This is a genomic window from Agarivorans sp. DSG3-1 (genome assembly GCF_046774965.1).
GTDB lineage: Bacteria > Pseudomonadota > Gammaproteobacteria > Enterobacterales > Celerinatantimonadaceae > Agarivorans.
The window spans coordinates 866,528-883,804 of record NZ_CP177241.1; the positions used below are offsets into that span (position 1 = coordinate 866,528).

Genomic DNA, 17,277 nt, shown 5'->3' on the forward strand with positions numbered 1-17,277 from the left:
AAACAGCTACATTGAAACGGTATTCTCGAGCAGGAATAGTTAAGGTGAGACTCACTGCTAGCCAATTTAAGATTGCGATTAACCAGCTTAGGCAAGTGCCTCAGCAGGGTTTTCAGCAGGTTTGCATAAAACTGCCCAAACTCGATTTACTCGCTTGGCTCAATCAGCAACAGCACACCACTCGCGGTTATTGGAAAAATAAACACAAACAACAAGTTGCATTTGTGGGCGCCGCCAAATCAATCTTAGATCTTGAGCAACTGCAATCGGTTTGCGATCAACTCGACCCCAGCAATAATCAATTACGCTTTTATGGTGGCATTGCCTTTGCTCGGCAAAGCGCTCAATGGTCAGGCTTTCCGCATCGACGTTTTATTCTACCGCGCTTCGAAATCCGTTGTGACGGCGAATACACCCGTTTATTTATCAATGCCAATTTTGAACATCAGCCAGCGCTTGAATATCAACGCATCGAAAAAGCGTTTCTGGCGCTAAAACCAATTCAAGCTTTGCCTCAAGTGAGTTTAAAAGCGTTAAGTCGCCAAGATCAGCCCAGCCGCACCCAATGGCAAAGTTTGGTCGATCAAGTCACCAGTGATGACTTCCAGCAGCATACCGCTAAGGTAGTGCTGTCGCGGCAAACCAATATTCAGCTCAACGCCGAGCTCAACGCCTTTGCCTTGCTACAACAGTGGCAACAAAAAGAACAAAACTGCTATAGCTTCTTATTTCAATTTGATGGCATTAGTAGCTTTTTGGGTTGCAGCCCCGAGCGATTGTATTCACGCGAAGGCAGTCAACTGGTCAGTGAGGCGCTGGCAGGCACAGCACCTCGCGGGATAACCCCCGAACAAGATACGCAATTAGGCAAACAGCTGTTGGACGATGCTAAAAATCAATTGGAAAACCAGCTGGTCGTTGATGACTTAACCCGTCGCCTTAAAGAGTTGAGCTTACACGTGCGAGCGCTAGACCAAATAGAACTGGTAAAGTTAGATAGGGTTCAGCATTTAAAAAGGCGGATTCAAGCCAGAGTAAGCCCGGCACTAGATGACCGCTCTTTACTGCAAGCGCTGCACCCAACCCCAGCAGTAGGCGGTTTGCCTCGTTCATCGGCGGTACAATATATACTTAAAAATGAAGGATATGCTCGCGGCTGGTATGCTGGTGCGGTAGGTTGGTTAAGTGGTGCTCAAAGCGAGTTTTCTGTCGCTATTCGCAGCGCTTTAGTCACCCCTCAACATTTAAGTACTTTTGCTGGAGCGGGCATTGTTGCTGGCTCTCAGGCCGAACAGGAATGGCAAGAATTGAATCATAAAATCGCCACGGTATTGCAGCTAGTCGACGAGGACGCTCTGCTTGAATCAGAACATTAATATTGCTTGGGCTCAGTGGTTAATAGAAGATTGCACCCGCCACGGCATTACCCATTTTTGCATCGCGCCGGGCTCACGTTCTACCCCCTTAACTCTCGCGGTGGCTAATCACCCAAAGGCAATAAGCCATTGCCATTTTGACGAGCGCGGCCTCGGGTTTTTCGCACTCGGTTTGGCAAAAGCCACGCAACAAACGGTGGCAGTTATAACCACCTCGGGCAGCGCGGTAGGTAATTTATATCCCGCCGTTATCGAAGCCAAACAAAGTGAGATTCCTTTATTGGTTCTCAGTGCTGATCGCCCACATGAGTTGCTCTCGGTAGGTGCAAATCAAGCCATTGAACAACAAGGTATATTTGCTCAATATCCGGTTTATCAAGCCCAACTGGCCGAGCCAAACCTCAGTAATCTACCGCAAGCTATGCTAACCGAGCTAGGCCATGCATTAGCGATTCAGCAGCAACACGCTGGACCAGTGCATCTAAATTGTCCCTATCGTGAACCTTTTTACCCACAACAAGCACAACAAGATCTTCGCCAACATGCAGCAGGTTTGCATACTTGGTTGGCTGGCACTCAGCCTTTTTACCAGCAGCACTTAAACGTAACCTTGGTGAATCAACTTCACGACTGGCCCGCCCTAACCAACAAACAAAAAGTGCTGGTGGTGATTGGCCAACAGAACCTTGAGCAAAGCCAAGCCATCATTGCTTGGGCGCAACAGCTTGGCTGGCCGATAGTGGCAGACTGCCAAAGCCATTGGCAGCAGAGTCACGCCAAACCAGACCCAACTTCGCTAAAGGTCATTAGCCAAGCAGAATTGCTATTAGCAAATCCACATTTTGCCCAGCAGGCGCAAGCCGAAGTAGTTATTCAATTCGGTGATAAGTTGGTCTCTAAGCGTTTAAACCAGTGGCTAGCGGCATCACCAGCATTACACTATGTGATTGCAACTCACTCTCAGCGTATCAACCCAAGTCACCACACCCAGCAGCGCTGGCAATGCGTGGCAACAGCATGGTTAGCAGTTCACCCAGCAAGTGCTAGCAAGCATAATTCAGATTATACGACGCTGTGGAGCACTGCCCAGCAAGCCATTGAACATGATGTAAATACAGTTAAAAACCAATATTCAGAGTTATCGGTTTGTGCGCAAATATCCGCCTTACAAGCCAGCGACTCGGCCCTTTTTATGGGCAACAGCATGATAGTACGAATGTTTGAATTACTGGGGCAGCCCTCTAAAGCCAAGCATTACTTTGCTAACCGCGGCACCTCTGGCATTGATGGTTTAGTGGCCACCACCGCCGGAATTACCGAAGGCCTAGGCAAAGCGACAACACTGGTGATTGGCGATACCTCGCTATTACACGACCTAAATTCGCTCGCACTCGCCAGTCGTAGCAAAAGTAGCTTAACCATTGTGCTGTTTAATAACGATGGCGGAGAGATATTCAGATTACTGCCGAACTTAGATGACAGCGTGGATGAAGCCAAACATCAACAACTGGCTAGCGAGTTTTACCAATTGCCTCACCAAACTAATTTTGCCGCTGCCGCCGCTAGCTTTAATTTGCCCTACACTGAAGTCTGTAATAACCAACAATTTGAATACGCCTTTCAGCAGGCACAGCGTAATTCTGGGGCAAGGTTAATCGAAGTTAAGTTTGCACCAGGAGACGCCAGCACTCGTTATCAGGCATTATTAGCAGAGGTTGCCAGTAAAGATGCACTTTAGTGTTTATGGCCAAAACCAACATCCTTGCTTGGTGTTTTTGCACGGTTTTTTGGGCTGTGGCAGCGATTGGCAAAAAGTGATTACTGAACTGAGTGAACACTATTATTGCGTGACCATTGATATCCCCGGCCACGGTATGAGTGCCAGCGAGCGCTTAAAACCACGGGGCGCGTTTAAAGACTTTAGTCACCAGTTAAGTGCTTGCCTAAAACGACTCAAAATCTCTCAGTATCAGCTAATTGGCTATAGCTTAGGTGGTCGCTTGGCACTGCACCATGCTTTATTGGCACCAAAAGGGTTGCAAACACTGATTATAGAATCGGCTCATACTGGCTTAAGCGACGATGATGCGCGACAGCAGCGTTTAGTGCACGACAACCGCTGGGCCGATCGTTGGTTAAAAGATCCCATTAACCAACTGCTGAGCGATTGGTACCAACAAACTGTATTTGCCAACCTATCTGCAGAACAGCGCCAGCAGTTGATTCAAAAACGGCAACAGCAAGATCGCCAAGGCATCGCCGCCGCATTACGCGCCTGCAGCATCGGTTTACAGGCCGACTTAAGCAAGCAACTGGGACAGCTAAAAATGCCGCTAGATTTTATTGGCGGTAGCCTAGACAATAAGTATCAACTGCTAGCCCGACAGCTACAACAAGATTACCCTCGCCTACGTTGGCATAGCATCGACAAGGCTGGTCATAATTGCCATTTTGAACAACCGACACTGTTTCTTCAGCAACTGTCCAGTGTCTTAAATAACCATAGAGAAGAGAATGACTAAGATTGATAGCACAGCAGTAAGCTGGCAAGACGCCGACAACGGTTATGAAGATATTCGTTACCATAAATCGGCCTGCGGCATCGCCAAAATCACCATAAACCGCCCACAAGTGCGTAATGCCTTTCGCCCTTTAACGGTACAAGAAATGATGCACGCCTTAAATGATGCCCGCATCGACCCAGAAGTAGGAGTGATTATTTTAACGGGTGAAGGCGAATTGGCGTTTTGCTCAGGAGGCGACCAGTCAGTGCGCGGAGATTACGGCGGCTATCAAGACGACCAAGGCACGCATCACCTCAACGTATTAGACTTTCAACGACAAATTCGTACTTGCCCTAAACCTGTGGTTGCCATGGTGGCCGGTTACGCAGTAGGTGGTGGCCATGTACTGCATATGATCTGTGATTTAACCATTGCCGCAGACAACGCCAAGTTTGGTCAAACCGGGCCTAAAGTGGGCTCGTTTGATGGTGGTTGGGGCGCGAGTTACATGGCACGCATTGTAGGCCAAAAGAAAGCCCGTGAAATTTGGTTCTTATGCCGTATGTATGACGCTCAAGAAGCCTTAGATATGGGCCTCGTGAATACCGTTGTGCCTTACGCCGAACTAGAAAAAGAAACCGTACAGTGGTGTCGAGAAATGCTACAAAACAGTCCTATGGCGCTGCGTTGCTTAAAAGCTGCCTTAAACGCAGACTGTGATGGCCAAGCCGGGCTACAAGAACTGGCTGGTAATGCCACTATGCTGTTTTATATGACGGAAGAAGGTCAAGAAGGCCGCAACGCCTTTAATGAGAAACGCCCACCAGAATTCAGTAAATTTAAACGTAACCCTTAATAACAAAAGCAATTGTTATTGCGGAAAGTAGCCGAGAAATGATAAGTTTGAAGGGTAACGATTTTTGCTTACCCTTGGTAAAATTTGTGAGGACTCGGCATGCTCTGTAATTGGCAAAGCGCCACTCTTAGTCGCTATACTCAAGCGTTGCATACACCACTGCAATTTGGTCCGCTGCAAATTACTCATCGCCATGGTTTATACCTAGAACTTCACTTCACCGATGGTCGAGTAGGTCGCGGCGAAATAGCCCCACTGCCTGGTTTTAGTGACGAAACACTAGAACAAGCCGAGCAGCAAATTCGTGATTACCTGCAAGGACACGCTCAGCGTAAACTCTACCCGAGTGTCGCTTTTGGGATGGATTGCGCCATGGCAGGCTTTCCCCCCAGTTCGCCAATCGTCTCCGGTTATCCCTTGCTCAATGGTGATTTTGCGCATTGCCAACAAATACTGTCCTTGGATAACACTAAGCAGGCAAAACTCAAAGTGGCCCGCCAATCTCCCAAACAAGACGTAGCACTCATTAATCAATTGCTAGAGCACGACCCTGAGTTACGCTTACGCCTAGATGCCAATAGAGGCTGGATCTGGAACCAAGCGATATACGTGCTAGAAAACATTGACTTAAGCCGCATTGATTATATTGAAGAACCCTTAATGAATAGCCAACAATGCGCGCTGCTAGCTCAACGTACTGGCGCAAGTATTGGCTTAGACGAAACCTTACAAGACAGCAGTTACCGTTATCACTACTTTGAGGGTTTACGTTGCTTGGTGATAAAACCCAGCTTACTAGGACCTTGGCGAGTCTGCGCTAATTTGGTCGAGCAAGCTCATGCAGACCAAGTAAGTTGTGTATTAAGCTCAGCTTACGAAAGTGAATTTGGTTTGCAATGGATAAACACCATGGCCAAACAATACACCCCAGACCAGGCACCAGGTTTGGATACCCTAAAAACTTTTAGCGAGCAAACAGCCAACATCGAAGTACTGGAAACATTTCAGCATAAACTGTAAACAAGCTGTTAACTTTGCCGAGACATCAAAAAAACCTCTAATAGAGATCACCCGAGTCGTTTAAGGCTTGTCACACTTTTATCTTTATTTTCAATAAATTAAATATACAAAAAGAGAAACATCCGCTGAAAGTGTTATTGTTTAAAGTGCTAAAAAACTCAATAAGCCATAAAAGTGTGACTCAACTATGATGCCAACTTTAAAGAAAATTTAACATTCCACAAAAACAGGAAAACGTTTTCTAGAGGCATGTCACATAGTAGTGCAGTAAGTGAATATTCATTATAGCCGTACAAAAAAGCGTCATTGGTGCTCAAGGATTAAGCGCCTAGTCTGGTTGTCGAGGAATGAGTAATTGGGATTACCTCTTCAACCTAAAATTAGCTAAAACATTATAAAACAAGCTATATAGCAAGGAGCCAAAACATGAAAAAACTGACCACACTATTGTGCGCAGTCGCATTAGCAGTTTCCGCCCCCGTTTTTGCCAAAACCGTTAAAATTGGTATGGCCATCGATGACCTTCGCCTTGAACGCTGGCAAAAAGATAGAGACTTTTTTGTCGAAAAAGCCGAATCGCTCGGTGCCAAAGTATTTGTACAATCTTCCAATAGCAATGAAACCGCCCAGATTTCACAGATTGAAAACATGATCTCTCGTGGTGTAGACGTACTAGTGATTATTCCTTACAACGGCAAAGTATTGTCTAACGTGATTGCTGAAGCCAAATCTGAGGGTATTCAAGTACTTGCCTACGACCGTTTAATTAACAATGCTGATATCGACTTCTACCTATCATTTGATAACGAGAAAGTGGGTGAGCTACAAGCCGAAGCGCTGATTAAGCATAAAGCTGACGGTAACTTTTTCTTGATGGGCGGCTCACCGGTTGACAACAACGCCAAACTTTTCCGCCAAGGTCAAATGAACGTACTGCAGCCGCTTATCGACAAAGGCGACATCAAAGTAGTGGGCGATCAATGGGTTGATGGCTGGTTAGCTGAAAACGCACTAAAAATTATGGAAAACGCCTTAACCGCTAACGACAACAACATTGATGTAGTGGTTGCCTCTAATGACTCTACCGCTGGCGGTGCAATTCAAGCATTAGACGCACAAGGTCTAGCAGGTAAAGTATATATATCGGGTCAGGATGCTGATTTGGCTGCGAGCCGCCGCGTAGTAGCGGGTACTCAAACCATGACGATCTACAAGCCAATTAAACTACTGGCAACTACCGCCGCTGAACTTGCTGTACAAATGGGTAACGGCCAAATGCCAGAAGCTAACTCAAGCTTAAACAATGGCACTAAAGACGTTCCTTCATTCTTACTTACACCGATTCCAGTGGATAAATCTAACATCGACCAAACGGTAATTGCCGACGGTTTCCACACTAAAGCCGACGTTTACCAATAAAAACGCAGCACTATTCACTATGCAGTAAAAAAGGGTGGGGCCAACGCCCCGCCCTTTTTATTAGGAGTTAAAGATGAGCCAAAGTAGCTTATTGATGATGTCTGACATCGTTAAAAAATTCTCCGGAGTGATTGCGCTAAATGGGGTTAATTTCAATTTAGAACGCGGTGAAGTGGTGTCACTTTGCGGCGAGAATGGTTCTGGTAAATCCACCTTAATGAAGGTACTTACTGGCGTTCACCCCCATGGTAGTTACGAAGGACAAATTATTTACAAAGGCGAGCCACTGGTTTCGCATAGCATTAGAGACAGCGAAGCAAAAGGCATCGCAATTATTCACCAAGAACTCACCTTGGTGAAAGAGCTGTCGATACTTGAGAATATTTTCCTGGGTGCTGAAATCACTCACTATGGCGTGTTAGATCACAGTGCGATGTTTAAACAAACAGAAGAGCTGTTGAACCGAGTCAAGCTAGATGTGTCACCCGATACCGTGATTCGAGAGTTAGGTGTTGGCCAGCAGCAATTGGTTGAAATTGCTAAAGCCTTATCTAAAAACGCCGAAGTGTTGGTACTAGATGAACCCAGCGCACCGTTAACTGAATCAGAAACTCGAGTCCTGTTAGATATTGTAAAACAGCTGCGCAGCGAGGGCGTTAGCTGTGTTTACATCTCTCATAAGCTCACCGAAGTGAAAGAAATTTCCGATCGGATTTGTATTATTCGCGATGGCGAACACATTGGCACTCAAGATGCCGAACGTATGAGTACCGACGACATTATTAGCATGATGGTAGGCCGCGAACTTAAACAATTGTTCCCGCGTGAAGAACACCCCATTGGCGAGGTTATTTTGAAAGTGGGGCCGGTAAACGCCCAACTCAGCAAAAGCGCCAACTTAAAACAAGTCGATAATGTCAGCTTTAGCTTACACAAAGGCGAAATTTTGGGTGTTGCTGGTTTGGTAGGTTCTGGACGTACCGAGTTAATGCAGTGTTTATTTGGCTCTTACGAAGGCATCTATAAATGTCCGGTAGAGTTAGATGGTAAACCGATTAAAATTCGCCATAACCGCGATGCGCTAAACCACGGTATTGCCATGGTGCCGGAAGACCGAAAACGTCACGGTATTATCCCTATTATGGGGGTTGGCCAGAATATCACCTTAGCCGGTTTGAATATGTTTAGCGGCCTAGGTCAAACGGTGAATGAATCGGCTGAACATGCCTCTATAAACCAATCAATCCAACGCTTAAAAGTAAAAACAGCTTCACCTGAATTAGCCATTAAAAGCCTCAGCGGCGGTAACCAACAAAAAGCCATTTTAGCTAAGTTTTTGTTGTTAGAGCCGCGCATTTTGATCCTCGATGAGCCCACTCGCGGCATCGACGTAGGCGCAAAGTATGAGATTTATAAGCTGATGTACCAGCTGGTTAAACAAGGGATTAGCATCATTATGGTGTCATCTGAATTGCCTGAAGTACTGGGCATTAGTGACCGCGTATTAGTGATGCACGAAGGAAAACTAAAAGGCCTATTAGACAATCAAGACCTGAGCCAAGAAATGGTGATGGACTGTGCATTGGCCGAGGAGTAAGCAAATGTCGAGTCAAGAAACTACCATCACCAGTACCGAAGCTAAGGGAAGCCTGATGAGCAACTTAAAGAAAATGAAGTTACAAGTATTGGTGATGTTTGGCGCTATTGCGGTAATCATGTTGTTCTTTTACTTCGCTACAGAGGGCAGCTATTTAACCCCACGTAACATTTCAAACTTACTACGCCAAACCGCCATTACCGGCATATTGGCAATTGGCATGGTGTTTGTCATTATCTCCGCCGAAATCGATTTGTCGGTGGGTTCAATGATGGGATTGTTGGGCGGCGCAGCAGCCATTATGGATGTGTGGTGGGAATTACCGCTACCTTTAACCATTATTCTCACCTTAGGTGCAGGCTTTTTGCTAGGCCTTTGGAATGGTTGGTGGGTGGCCTACCGCAAAGTTCCTTCATTCATTGTGACGCTAGCAGGCTTGCTCGCCTTTAGGGGAATACTGATTGGAATTACCGGCGGCAGCACCGTTGCGCCAACCACCGCCGACATGGGCATTATTGGCCAAAGTTATTTGCCTGATATGTTCTCAATGATTACCACGGTGGGCGCACTCGCGGTATTTTTTGCCTGGCAGGGTAAGCTGCGTAAAAATCGCACCGAGCACAAACTGACTAACTCACCAGTAAGTGGTGATATCTTTAAGTTTGGCTTAATCGCTATTTTTGCCCTGGGTACAGTGTTATTGCTTAATGACTATCGCGGCGTACCCACCCCGGTATTGTTATTAGTGGTACTGATGTTTATCGCCGCATTTATGGCTAAGAAGACCGCTTTTGGACGCCGTATTTATGCCATTGGTGGTAACTTAGAAGCTAGCCGTTTATCGGGCATTAATGTAGAACGCACCAAGCTAAGCGTATTTGCCATTAACGGTTTGCTAGTGGGTGTAGCCGGGCTTATTTTGGCCTCGCGCTTAGGTGCTGGTTCACCATCTGCGGGTACGGTTGCAGAGCTAGATGCTATCGCGGCCTGTGTAATTGGCGGTACCAGTTTAGCGGGCGGTGTGGGTACTGTTTTTGGTGCGGTAATGGGCGCATTTATTATGGCCAGCTTAGACAACGGCATGAGCATGATGGACGTGCCGACCTATTGGCAGTCTATTATTAAAGGCAGTATTCTACTGCTTGCTGTATGGATGGACGTTGCCAGTAAAAAACGCGCATAAGATAACAAGCCAGAGCCTCGCTCTGGCTTTTCCATCATTAGTATTGGCTAAGCGATTAATTAGCCTGCAATAGAACAACACACTTCACTTAAGTTCCCCCTTCAACTTTACTCAAAGCCAAGCGATAAACGCCTTTCATAGGGTGTCAGCAACAGCGTTTGTTATCTATTGGGAAAACTCGGCCATAAATCAGAATGTCGCAGGAGAATGTGGCTTTTGGGGTGAGTAATACCAAGCTTGAGCAACGCAACTCTAGGCCGAGTGAAGGGCAAAGCAATAATGATTCAAGCATACTCAAGTGGCTGAGGTTAACTAACCAATAAGATCCAAATCAAAATAACTATATTGATTTCGACCGCTAGATTTGGCTTTATACATCGCCGCATCTGCATTACGAATCAGCATTTCAGGGTCGGTGCCGTTAGCTGGGTAAAGACTAATTCCCACGCTGGCATACACCGGTTGAATATGTACACCTAAGCTCACTTCCTGGGCTAAACGGCGTAATACGGTGTCTACCACTTCAGAGGCTTCGTCTTCGTCGATAGACTCCAACGCTAACATAAACTCGTCGCCGGCAAAGCGGGCGACCGCATCTTCAGCGCGCACCACATCTCGTAATACCTTTGCCACTTCTTGTAGCAGATGATCGCCAGCTTCATGACCGAGATTGTCGTTAACTTGTTTGAAGTTGTCTAAATCGATAAACACCACGGCTAGGCCACTTTGTTTGCGCTGAGCACGATTAATCGAGATTTTTAACTGCTCCAAAAACAAACCACGATTGGGCAAGCCCGTTAAGCTATCGTGGCTAGCCATGTGCCGCAGGTTCACCTCATTGCGCTTTAGCTCTTCAATTTGTTTATTAATTTGCTGCGACATTGCCCCAAAAGTTGTGGCAAGTAACCCTATTTCGTCTTTACGCTGGCTAGGCAGCAACCTTTTAGCAGGCAAATTCCCCGTGGAAAATGCCTTAACAGCCACCACCATATTACGAATGGGCTGAGACAATACCTTGGCGAAGAGTAATGAAGTCAGCAAACCCAATAAACTTAGGGCTAAACACACCTTAATCATTGAGCCGGCCAATGAATCGATAATATTGCTCAAGGTAGGCAAAGGGCTTACCAAAGCTAAAACCGCTAATTTTTGACTAGAAGCAGGACCGTAAAACAAAGGAGTAAACGATACAGCTCGCTCGTACCTAATCGCAGCAGATGGGTCCAAAACAAAAGTACGCGGCTGAAAATCACTAAACAACGCTTCCATTTGAGGGAAATCACGCTGCATCAAATAACGATGGCCATAGTGAAAACCAAACTGCTTGTCGGGATTGGGATTAACCAGATAATCGCCCTTCTGGTTCGCTAAATAGATTTCGACTCCAGAAGGTAAATCGGCTTGCAGCAAACTAAAGAGATTTTCTAAACCTACATTCACTACCACTAAGCCAAGAGCTTTACCGCCACTAAATACCGGCGATGCCACTTTTAAGGTTGGCTGATGCTGACCAAGCTCAACGCCTTTTTCGTTATGAATATCAACGTCAGACAAATAGCTGTCTCCGTCACCTAAACGAAGGGTGCGAAACACATAAGGGTAGTGGGCTTTTTCTTCTAGCTGTTCTGTTTCAATGGCAATTAAGCCATCACTTAAGCGATCCACCCTAATCAGCTCTTGTCCAAAATTGTCAGCACCAATAAAACGAAGTTGAAAGTAGGAGTTATTAAGTTTGAGTTTTTGTTTAAAGATATCGGTTAGTTGCTTCGCCAGCAGCGGTTTGTTTGAAGATTGAAAGTATCCGGCAGTTTGTGGAATTGAAGCCAGAAATAGTACATCTTTGGCGATCTCGTTAATGCTGTGATTAAACTCACGCGAGAGAATATGGGTAGTCGTAGCAAGTTCACGCTCAGCGCTTTCAGCCAATAGTTCTCTGCTTTCATGGTAACTAACGGTAGCGGTGACCACCGAAGCCAAAATACCAAACATCGCAAACCATAAACCAAAACGCAGCGAAATTGAGTTGATCATGGTAGCGCCATTGTTTGTAAGGTTTTACCACTTAAAATATTTTCCCAATAATCAGTTCTACGCTGGTTATCCTCTACTTGCTCTAGCCAAATAATCTTATCTTCAGCCACACTGCGAGTATCTTGCACAATGGTATTGGCTAAACCTTGGCGCTCGGTAAGCAACTCACTCACCCAAGGCTCTAGGGTAAAATTAATCCACTGATGGGCTAAATCTCGGTTTTGTACACCATTCGACAATGCCCAGCAGTCTAACCAAGCTAAAGCGCCCTCTTTAGGAATGGTGTAACCAATGTCTGCGCCTGAATCTTGCAGCTTTTTGAGCTGTTGAGCGCCGTAGTTGGCAAACACGAGTGCCACAGATTCTTGGCTAAAGTAATCGAGCGCTTCTTCTGGTGAGCTATAAAAGGTGAGAGCATTACGACGCAATGCTAATAAACGCTCGGTACTGGACGTAAACTCTTGATTGGTTTGCTGAAAAGGATTGCTAACACCGGCAACCAGACCTGCTAAGGAATAGTTATGTGCGCTGCCATTATAAGCTAACACCTTTCCTTGATATTGCGGATCCCATAATACCTGCCAAGACTCTGGCGGTGTATCGAAGTAATTTCGATTATAAATCAAGCCCATTTCAGAATAGGTATAAGGAATGGCATAAACTTTATCACCACGTGTTGCTCCGGGGATGTCACTTAAACGACTAAAGCGAGGGAGTTGCTTGGTGACGTTATCAATACTGCTTGGCTCGATAGCCACAGCCAAATTAGCATCAATATAACGTTGTAGTTCGGCGGTATTTACCGCAAAAACGTCGTAATCAGCACCTTGTTTATTGCCCATTCTCAGCCACATTTCATCATCATTGGTGATGTAACTCACCTTAACTTTTACTTTGTGGCGTTTTTCAAAGGCAGCAACCATGTCTGCGTCGGCATAACCCGGCCATGCCAGTACTCGCAAATCAACTTGTTCTGCCGCAACCGGTAGGCTAATTAAACTGAACCATAAACCCAAGGTAGATAAAACTCGCAACATTCCCTGTTCCCTAACGTACGTTGAGCTGCTAGCTAATGAGCTTCTTGCTACTAAGCTAATGGAGTGACCGTTAAGTATACGATCTCAAACAAAATAGTGAACCAAAAGTTAAACCTAAGTCAAAATATCGTGAACCACTTTGGAGGGCTAATTCACTGCGTTTAGCGCTGTAGATAGTTGATGAACTCAACACTTAACTACTCGGTCAAATACTGCCAATCCAATAGTTATTTTTCAAGTTTTCTGCTTCAACTTTGCGAGTTCAACGCTTGACCTAATAGCGTAAAGTAATCAACCATTGCCTCGCCTATCAGGCTTAGATGTGCAGCGTCTGGGTATCCACCAGCCTTCGCTAAATCAGTTTGCTTGGTACCATTAACTAAATAGCTATTTTTTAGCTCGTCTCGGCTTTGCACCCACGCCTCAAAAGCACGTGCCATCATTTCGGTAGGTAAACTAAAGTAATGCAGCCCGCGTTTCTTGTCTAAAGCGACAGAGCGCGCTACATAAGGATGTAAGTCAGTTCCTTCATGACTTAACAACACCACCTTAAACAACTGACTTAAACGCTGATTAAGGGGATGCCGGCGCTGTGGATCGTCAACTAACCAGCGGGTTGCGGCAAACTCGTTGGGCCTGGCTGCGCTAATAAACAGTTTATCGGCCATGTAATGATCAAAAGCGTGCCACCACTCATGAGCCAAAGCCCCTGCTCCAGCATTTTTTGCAAGGGCTAAGGTTTGGCTACCCGGAGCATAATGCGCTTGCACATTACGCTGGCCGCCAGTGCCAAAAGCTAAATTTAGGCTATTGCGCAAGCCCAAGGCCTTAGGCGGCAAATTTAACAAAAATGCTAAATCTGCCAAGGCATCAAATACTAAACTGGCCGCGCGCTGCTTTTCTGCTTTGGTCACCCACGCGCCAATCGCTAACCCAGCAAAGCCAAAAGTGTGTTTTACATCGGCAAAATCCACTTCATCCCCATGCCGATAATCTGGGCCACGACGATAGTATTCACGCTGTAAGCCGGTACCTTTGTTGTCATTCAAAGACATCAGTAAGCACGTGCTTGCATTAAGCGTGAGTCAATTTGGGGTTAGCACCGTACTGGTTGCTCTCAGATTGGCTGTCTGAACAAAAGAAGTACAACAACACCAGTACTCCAATGATTGGCACTAACACTATCCATAACCACCACCCTGTACGACCAGTATCGTGTAAACGACGCATCGCAACGCCAATAGAAGGTAGCAACACCGCAATACCATAAATACTGCCTAATATGCCCATTCCAGATTCTACGTTCACCGAGCCAATAGCTTGGTCAACAACACTCAGTAACACGCTCACAATGCTGTTAATAAGCACAAACATCCAATATTCTTTGCGACGAGAACGGCCTGAAAAAACCAAATATTGCTTAAGTACGCCAATGTACCACTGCATAAATCTGCCTCTATATAAACGGTTAAAACTTGCTAGGCACTCAGTGTTATTGAGTAAGCTCTCTGGTGGTTGAACTAACCCGCACTGCGCCATCATCAAAATCTACAAAGTGCTTAATGCTGGGTAGCGCATCCTCTTGATGATGAGTCACATACACTAAGTGACTCAGGGTATTTTTAGCCACTAATTCTAGAGCATTAATCACCGTGCTGCGATGCAAAAAGTCTAAGCCTTGGCAGGGTTCATCTAACAACAGCAAACTAGGCGCTTTTATCATCGCTCGTGCAATAATCAATAAACGCTGCTGACCATAGGATAAAGATTTGAAATACTGTTTCTCTAGCGCTTGCATACCAAAAAGTTGCAGCCATAACCGGGCTTGAGCCAGCTCTAATTCACTGGTTTTTTGATAGATGCCAATAGAGTCATAAAGCCCAGATAACACCACCTCTATGGCGCTACAGTTAACTCGGTATTGTAAATGCAGCGCTGCTGATACCATGCCAATACGCTGCTTAACCTGCCAAATGCTCTCGCCAGAGCCACGCTGGTAACCCAAGACCTGAATGTGATTACTGTAACACTGTGGGTGGTCACCAAAGATCAGATTTAATAACGTGCTTTTACCACAGCCATTAGGTCCTCGTACCTGCCAATGCTGGCCTCGGCTTATTTGCCAGTCCAAACCACTAAAAATAGTCTCGCCAGCGTAACTCACACTCCCTTGAGTAATACAAAACAATGGTTCTGGAATATCTTGTTGCTGATGTTGCCGCAGCGCTTCCACTATTGCCATTGACTGCTTCGCGGCCAATCTCTCCAACATTTTCCGTTCTGGATGCTCCTGCCACTGCTCAATGGTGAGTTGTTGGCTTAAACCCTCCTCATCTAACACCGCTACATGGCTAATCGCCGCTGGCAACTCTTCGTCTCGCGAGGTAATAATCACCAGTTGGCAGTACTTGGATAACACCTCTAGCAGCTGCAATAAGCGTTGCTGATGAGCAATATCTAGCCCTGCAAAGGGTTCATCAAGGATCAATAACTGAGGATCGGTTAACAAGGCACGCGCTAGCATTAAGCGGCGAGTTTCACCGGTAGACAACATTCTAAAACCGCGTTCAAGCAAGTGGCTTAAGTCGCATTGCTCAAGCACTTCACTTATCTTTTGCGAATCGCTGCCGCTTATTGCTAATAGCTCGACCACACTGTGGCCAGCATCACTTTCATCGCTAAAGTCGCTGTCATCTTCTGCCAATTCATTTTCTAGCAACGCTTGCTGTAGCTCTAAGGATACCAGCGCTACTCGCTCTGGTCGGCCTTGGCACTCGCCTCGCTCTGCGCTTAACTCACCATTTAACCAGGCACCAAACAAAGATTTACCACTGCCGCTATGGCCAAAAATAGCCCAATGCTGACCTACGGCTAATTCCCAATGCTTTATGTTTAACTGTCGCTCACCTACCACCAACAGTAAATCTTCAACGATCATTTCGCCTGCCTATCCTAAAGTCTTACATTTAATCGTAACTATCTTCGCTTAGACTGAAGGATTAATACACCGTATTGGGTTAATCATTGAGCTGAACTAGACTAAATCTAACGGAGTTTGAATTATTTATCAGCTTACGCAGGTCTGATAAGACAGATAACATGCAACAGGAAGTGCCGACACTGTGACCGAACAATTAAACAACCAGTCTTCTAGACCCTACGTATCGCCGGGCATGCCCGCGCTAGATATGAACGGTAAAACCACTTCTTTTTTTGAATTTTGGCCTACTTGGGCTGTTTATATTCCGGTTGTGCTGCAATGGCTAGTATTAGGTTTACGCCACCGATCGTTTACCCTTCCCTTGTTAGCCAACCCTAAACTGCCTCTGGCAGGTATGGTAGGAGTTGGCAAAAGTGAACTATTAGCTCAAGCCACCGGCCACTGTGATGCCGCGGTATTATCTTGGATGAAAGTAAACCGCACTGGCGCGCCAATAGAACATCAAGTAGAAGATTTACAGCAGCAAATGCAGCAGCGCGGGTTGGCATTTCCGCTGGTGGGTAAACCAGATATTGGCTGTCGTGGTGCAGGCGTAAAACTGCTACATAACCAGCAGCAGCTGCGAGATTGTTTAGATAACTACCCGATTAATTCAGCGTTAATGCTGCAGAAATTGGCCACTTATGAAGCTGAAGCAGGGGTATTTTTTGTTCGCCACCCCGATAAACCTGAAGGCGAAATCATTTCGCTGGCACTTAAATACACACCTTATGTAGTAGGTGACGGCAATTCCACCCTCAAACAATTGATTCAAGCCGATCCCCGCGCCAGTGAATTACAGCACTTATATTTAAGTCGTCATCAAGACAAGCTTGAACAGGTTATTGAAGAGGGCAGCCCCTATAAATTGGTGTTTGCTGCCAGCCATTGCCGCGGCGCTATTTTTAGAGATGCCAACGCCTTAATTACCCCAGAGCTAAACAACGCAGTTAATCAAATGATGGCTGATTTGCCAGAGTTTTATTACGGACGTATGGACATTAAATTTGCCGACATTGACCACCTACAGCAAGGAAAGAACCTAGAGATTGTTGAAATAAACAGTGCCAGCTCAGAGTCCTTACACATTTGGGATAGAAAAACCCCTTTTCTCGAGGCCATGCGCTCTTTGTTATTTCAATATAAAACGCTATTTGAACTTGGTGCTGCTAACCGCAAGCGCGGCTATCAACCACCCAAGTTTAAAGAGCTGCTAGTACGCTGGAAACACGAACGTGAGCTCACCGCCTGTTATCCAGAAACGGATTAAGGAG

General features: G+C 45.9%; 14 protein-coding genes. 9 read left to right on the forward strand and 5 right to left on the reverse strand.

All coding sequences use genetic code 11. The features are described from left to right. The first annotated feature begins 44 nt into the window (after positions 1-44). The 8 genes from ACLD71_RS04055 to ACLD71_RS04090 all read left to right on the forward strand — a co-directional run bounded on the left by ACLD71_RS04055 (position 45) and on the right by ACLD71_RS04090 (position 9,955). Entirely contained in the window at positions 45-1,376 is a 1,332-nt protein-coding gene (locus ACLD71_RS04055; RefSeq protein ID WP_411993136.1) for an isochorismate synthase MenF, read from the forward strand. Next, entirely contained in the window at positions 1,360-3,114 is a 1,755-nt protein-coding gene (gene menD / locus ACLD71_RS04060; RefSeq protein WP_411993138.1) for a 2-succinyl-5-enolpyruvyl-6-hydroxy-3-cyclohexene-1-carboxylic-acid synthase, read from the forward strand. Before ACLD71_RS04055 ends, menD begins: the two co-directional genes overlap by 17 nt. Beyond that, positions 3,104-3,898 carry a 2-succinyl-6-hydroxy-2,4-cyclohexadiene-1-carboxylate synthase gene (gene menH / locus ACLD71_RS04065; protein WP_411993139.1) on the forward strand — a complete coding sequence of 265 codons (795 nt, stop codon included), beginning with the start codon at positions 3,104-3,106 and terminating at the stop codon, positions 3,896-3,898. The genes menD and menH overlap by 11 nt, the downstream gene beginning before the upstream one ends. Beyond that, on the forward strand, positions 3,891-4,736 hold the full coding sequence (gene menB, locus ACLD71_RS04070) for a 1,4-dihydroxy-2-naphthoyl-CoA synthase (RefSeq protein WP_303511428.1): 846 nt from the start codon (positions 3,891-3,893) through the stop codon (positions 4,734-4,736). The genes menH and menB overlap by 8 nt, the downstream gene beginning before the upstream one ends. Positions 4,737-4,835: 99 nt before the next feature. Continuing rightward, positions 4,836-5,756 (forward strand): o-succinylbenzoate synthase, encoded by a 921-nt coding sequence (gene menC, locus ACLD71_RS04075; protein ID WP_411993141.1) that lies wholly within the window; start codon positions 4,836-4,838, stop codon positions 5,754-5,756. 426 nt (positions 5,757-6,182) lie between these two features. After that, positions 6,183-7,175, forward strand: a complete 993-nt coding sequence (xylF, locus tag ACLD71_RS04080) for a D-xylose ABC transporter substrate-binding protein (RefSeq protein ID WP_137674110.1) — start codon at positions 6,183-6,185, stop codon at positions 7,173-7,175. Between the two features lie 73 nt (positions 7,176-7,248). Next, positions 7,249-8,772 (forward strand): xylose ABC transporter ATP-binding protein, encoded by a 1,524-nt coding sequence (locus ACLD71_RS04085; protein ID WP_411993143.1) that lies wholly within the window; start codon positions 7,249-7,251, stop codon positions 8,770-8,772. A 4-nt stretch (positions 8,773-8,776) separates the two neighbouring features. Further along, entirely contained in the window at positions 8,777-9,955 is a 1,179-nt protein-coding gene (locus tag ACLD71_RS04090; RefSeq protein ID WP_137674112.1) for a sugar ABC transporter permease, read from the forward strand. A 312-nt stretch (positions 9,956-10,267) separates the two neighbouring features. Here the strand turns inward: ACLD71_RS04090 and ACLD71_RS04095 are convergent, their stop codons facing one another. From ACLD71_RS04095 to ACLD71_RS04115, 5 genes are all read right to left on the reverse strand, one after another. Further along, the gene (locus ACLD71_RS04095; protein WP_137674113.1) at positions 10,268-11,986 is read right to left on the reverse strand and encodes a GGDEF domain-containing protein; all 1,719 of its coding nucleotides are present in this window, start codon (positions 11,984-11,986) and stop codon (positions 10,268-10,270) included. Further along, positions 11,983-13,023, reverse strand: a complete 1,041-nt coding sequence (locus tag ACLD71_RS04100) for an extracellular solute-binding protein (protein ID WP_411993145.1) — start codon at positions 13,021-13,023, stop codon at positions 11,983-11,985. Before ACLD71_RS04100 ends, ACLD71_RS04095 begins: the two co-directional genes overlap by 4 nt. 248 nt (positions 13,024-13,271) lie before the next feature. After that, positions 13,272-14,078 carry a CLCA_X family protein gene (locus ACLD71_RS04105; RefSeq protein ID WP_137674115.1) on the reverse strand — a complete coding sequence of 269 codons (807 nt, stop codon included), beginning with the start codon at positions 14,076-14,078 and terminating at the stop codon, positions 13,272-13,274. A 19-nt stretch (positions 14,079-14,097) separates the two neighbouring features. After that, a complete protein-coding gene (locus ACLD71_RS04110) occupies positions 14,098-14,469 on the reverse strand; it encodes a DUF805 domain-containing protein (protein WP_137674116.1) in 372 nt (123 codons plus the stop codon). Between the two features lie 46 nt (positions 14,470-14,515). After that, positions 14,516-15,961, reverse strand: coding sequence for an ATP-binding cassette domain-containing protein (locus ACLD71_RS04115; RefSeq protein ID WP_411993147.1), 1,446 nt, complete (start codon positions 15,959-15,961; stop codon positions 14,516-14,518). Between the two features lie 184 nt (positions 15,962-16,145). Here ACLD71_RS04115 and ACLD71_RS04120 point away from each other — a divergent pair, with 184 nt between their 5' ends. Beyond that, the gene (locus tag ACLD71_RS04120) at positions 16,146-17,273 is read left to right on the forward strand and encodes a D-alanine--D-alanine ligase (RefSeq protein ID WP_411993148.1); all 1,128 of its coding nucleotides are present in this window, start codon (positions 16,146-16,148) and stop codon (positions 17,271-17,273) included. Positions 17,274-17,277 lie beyond the last annotated feature (4 nt).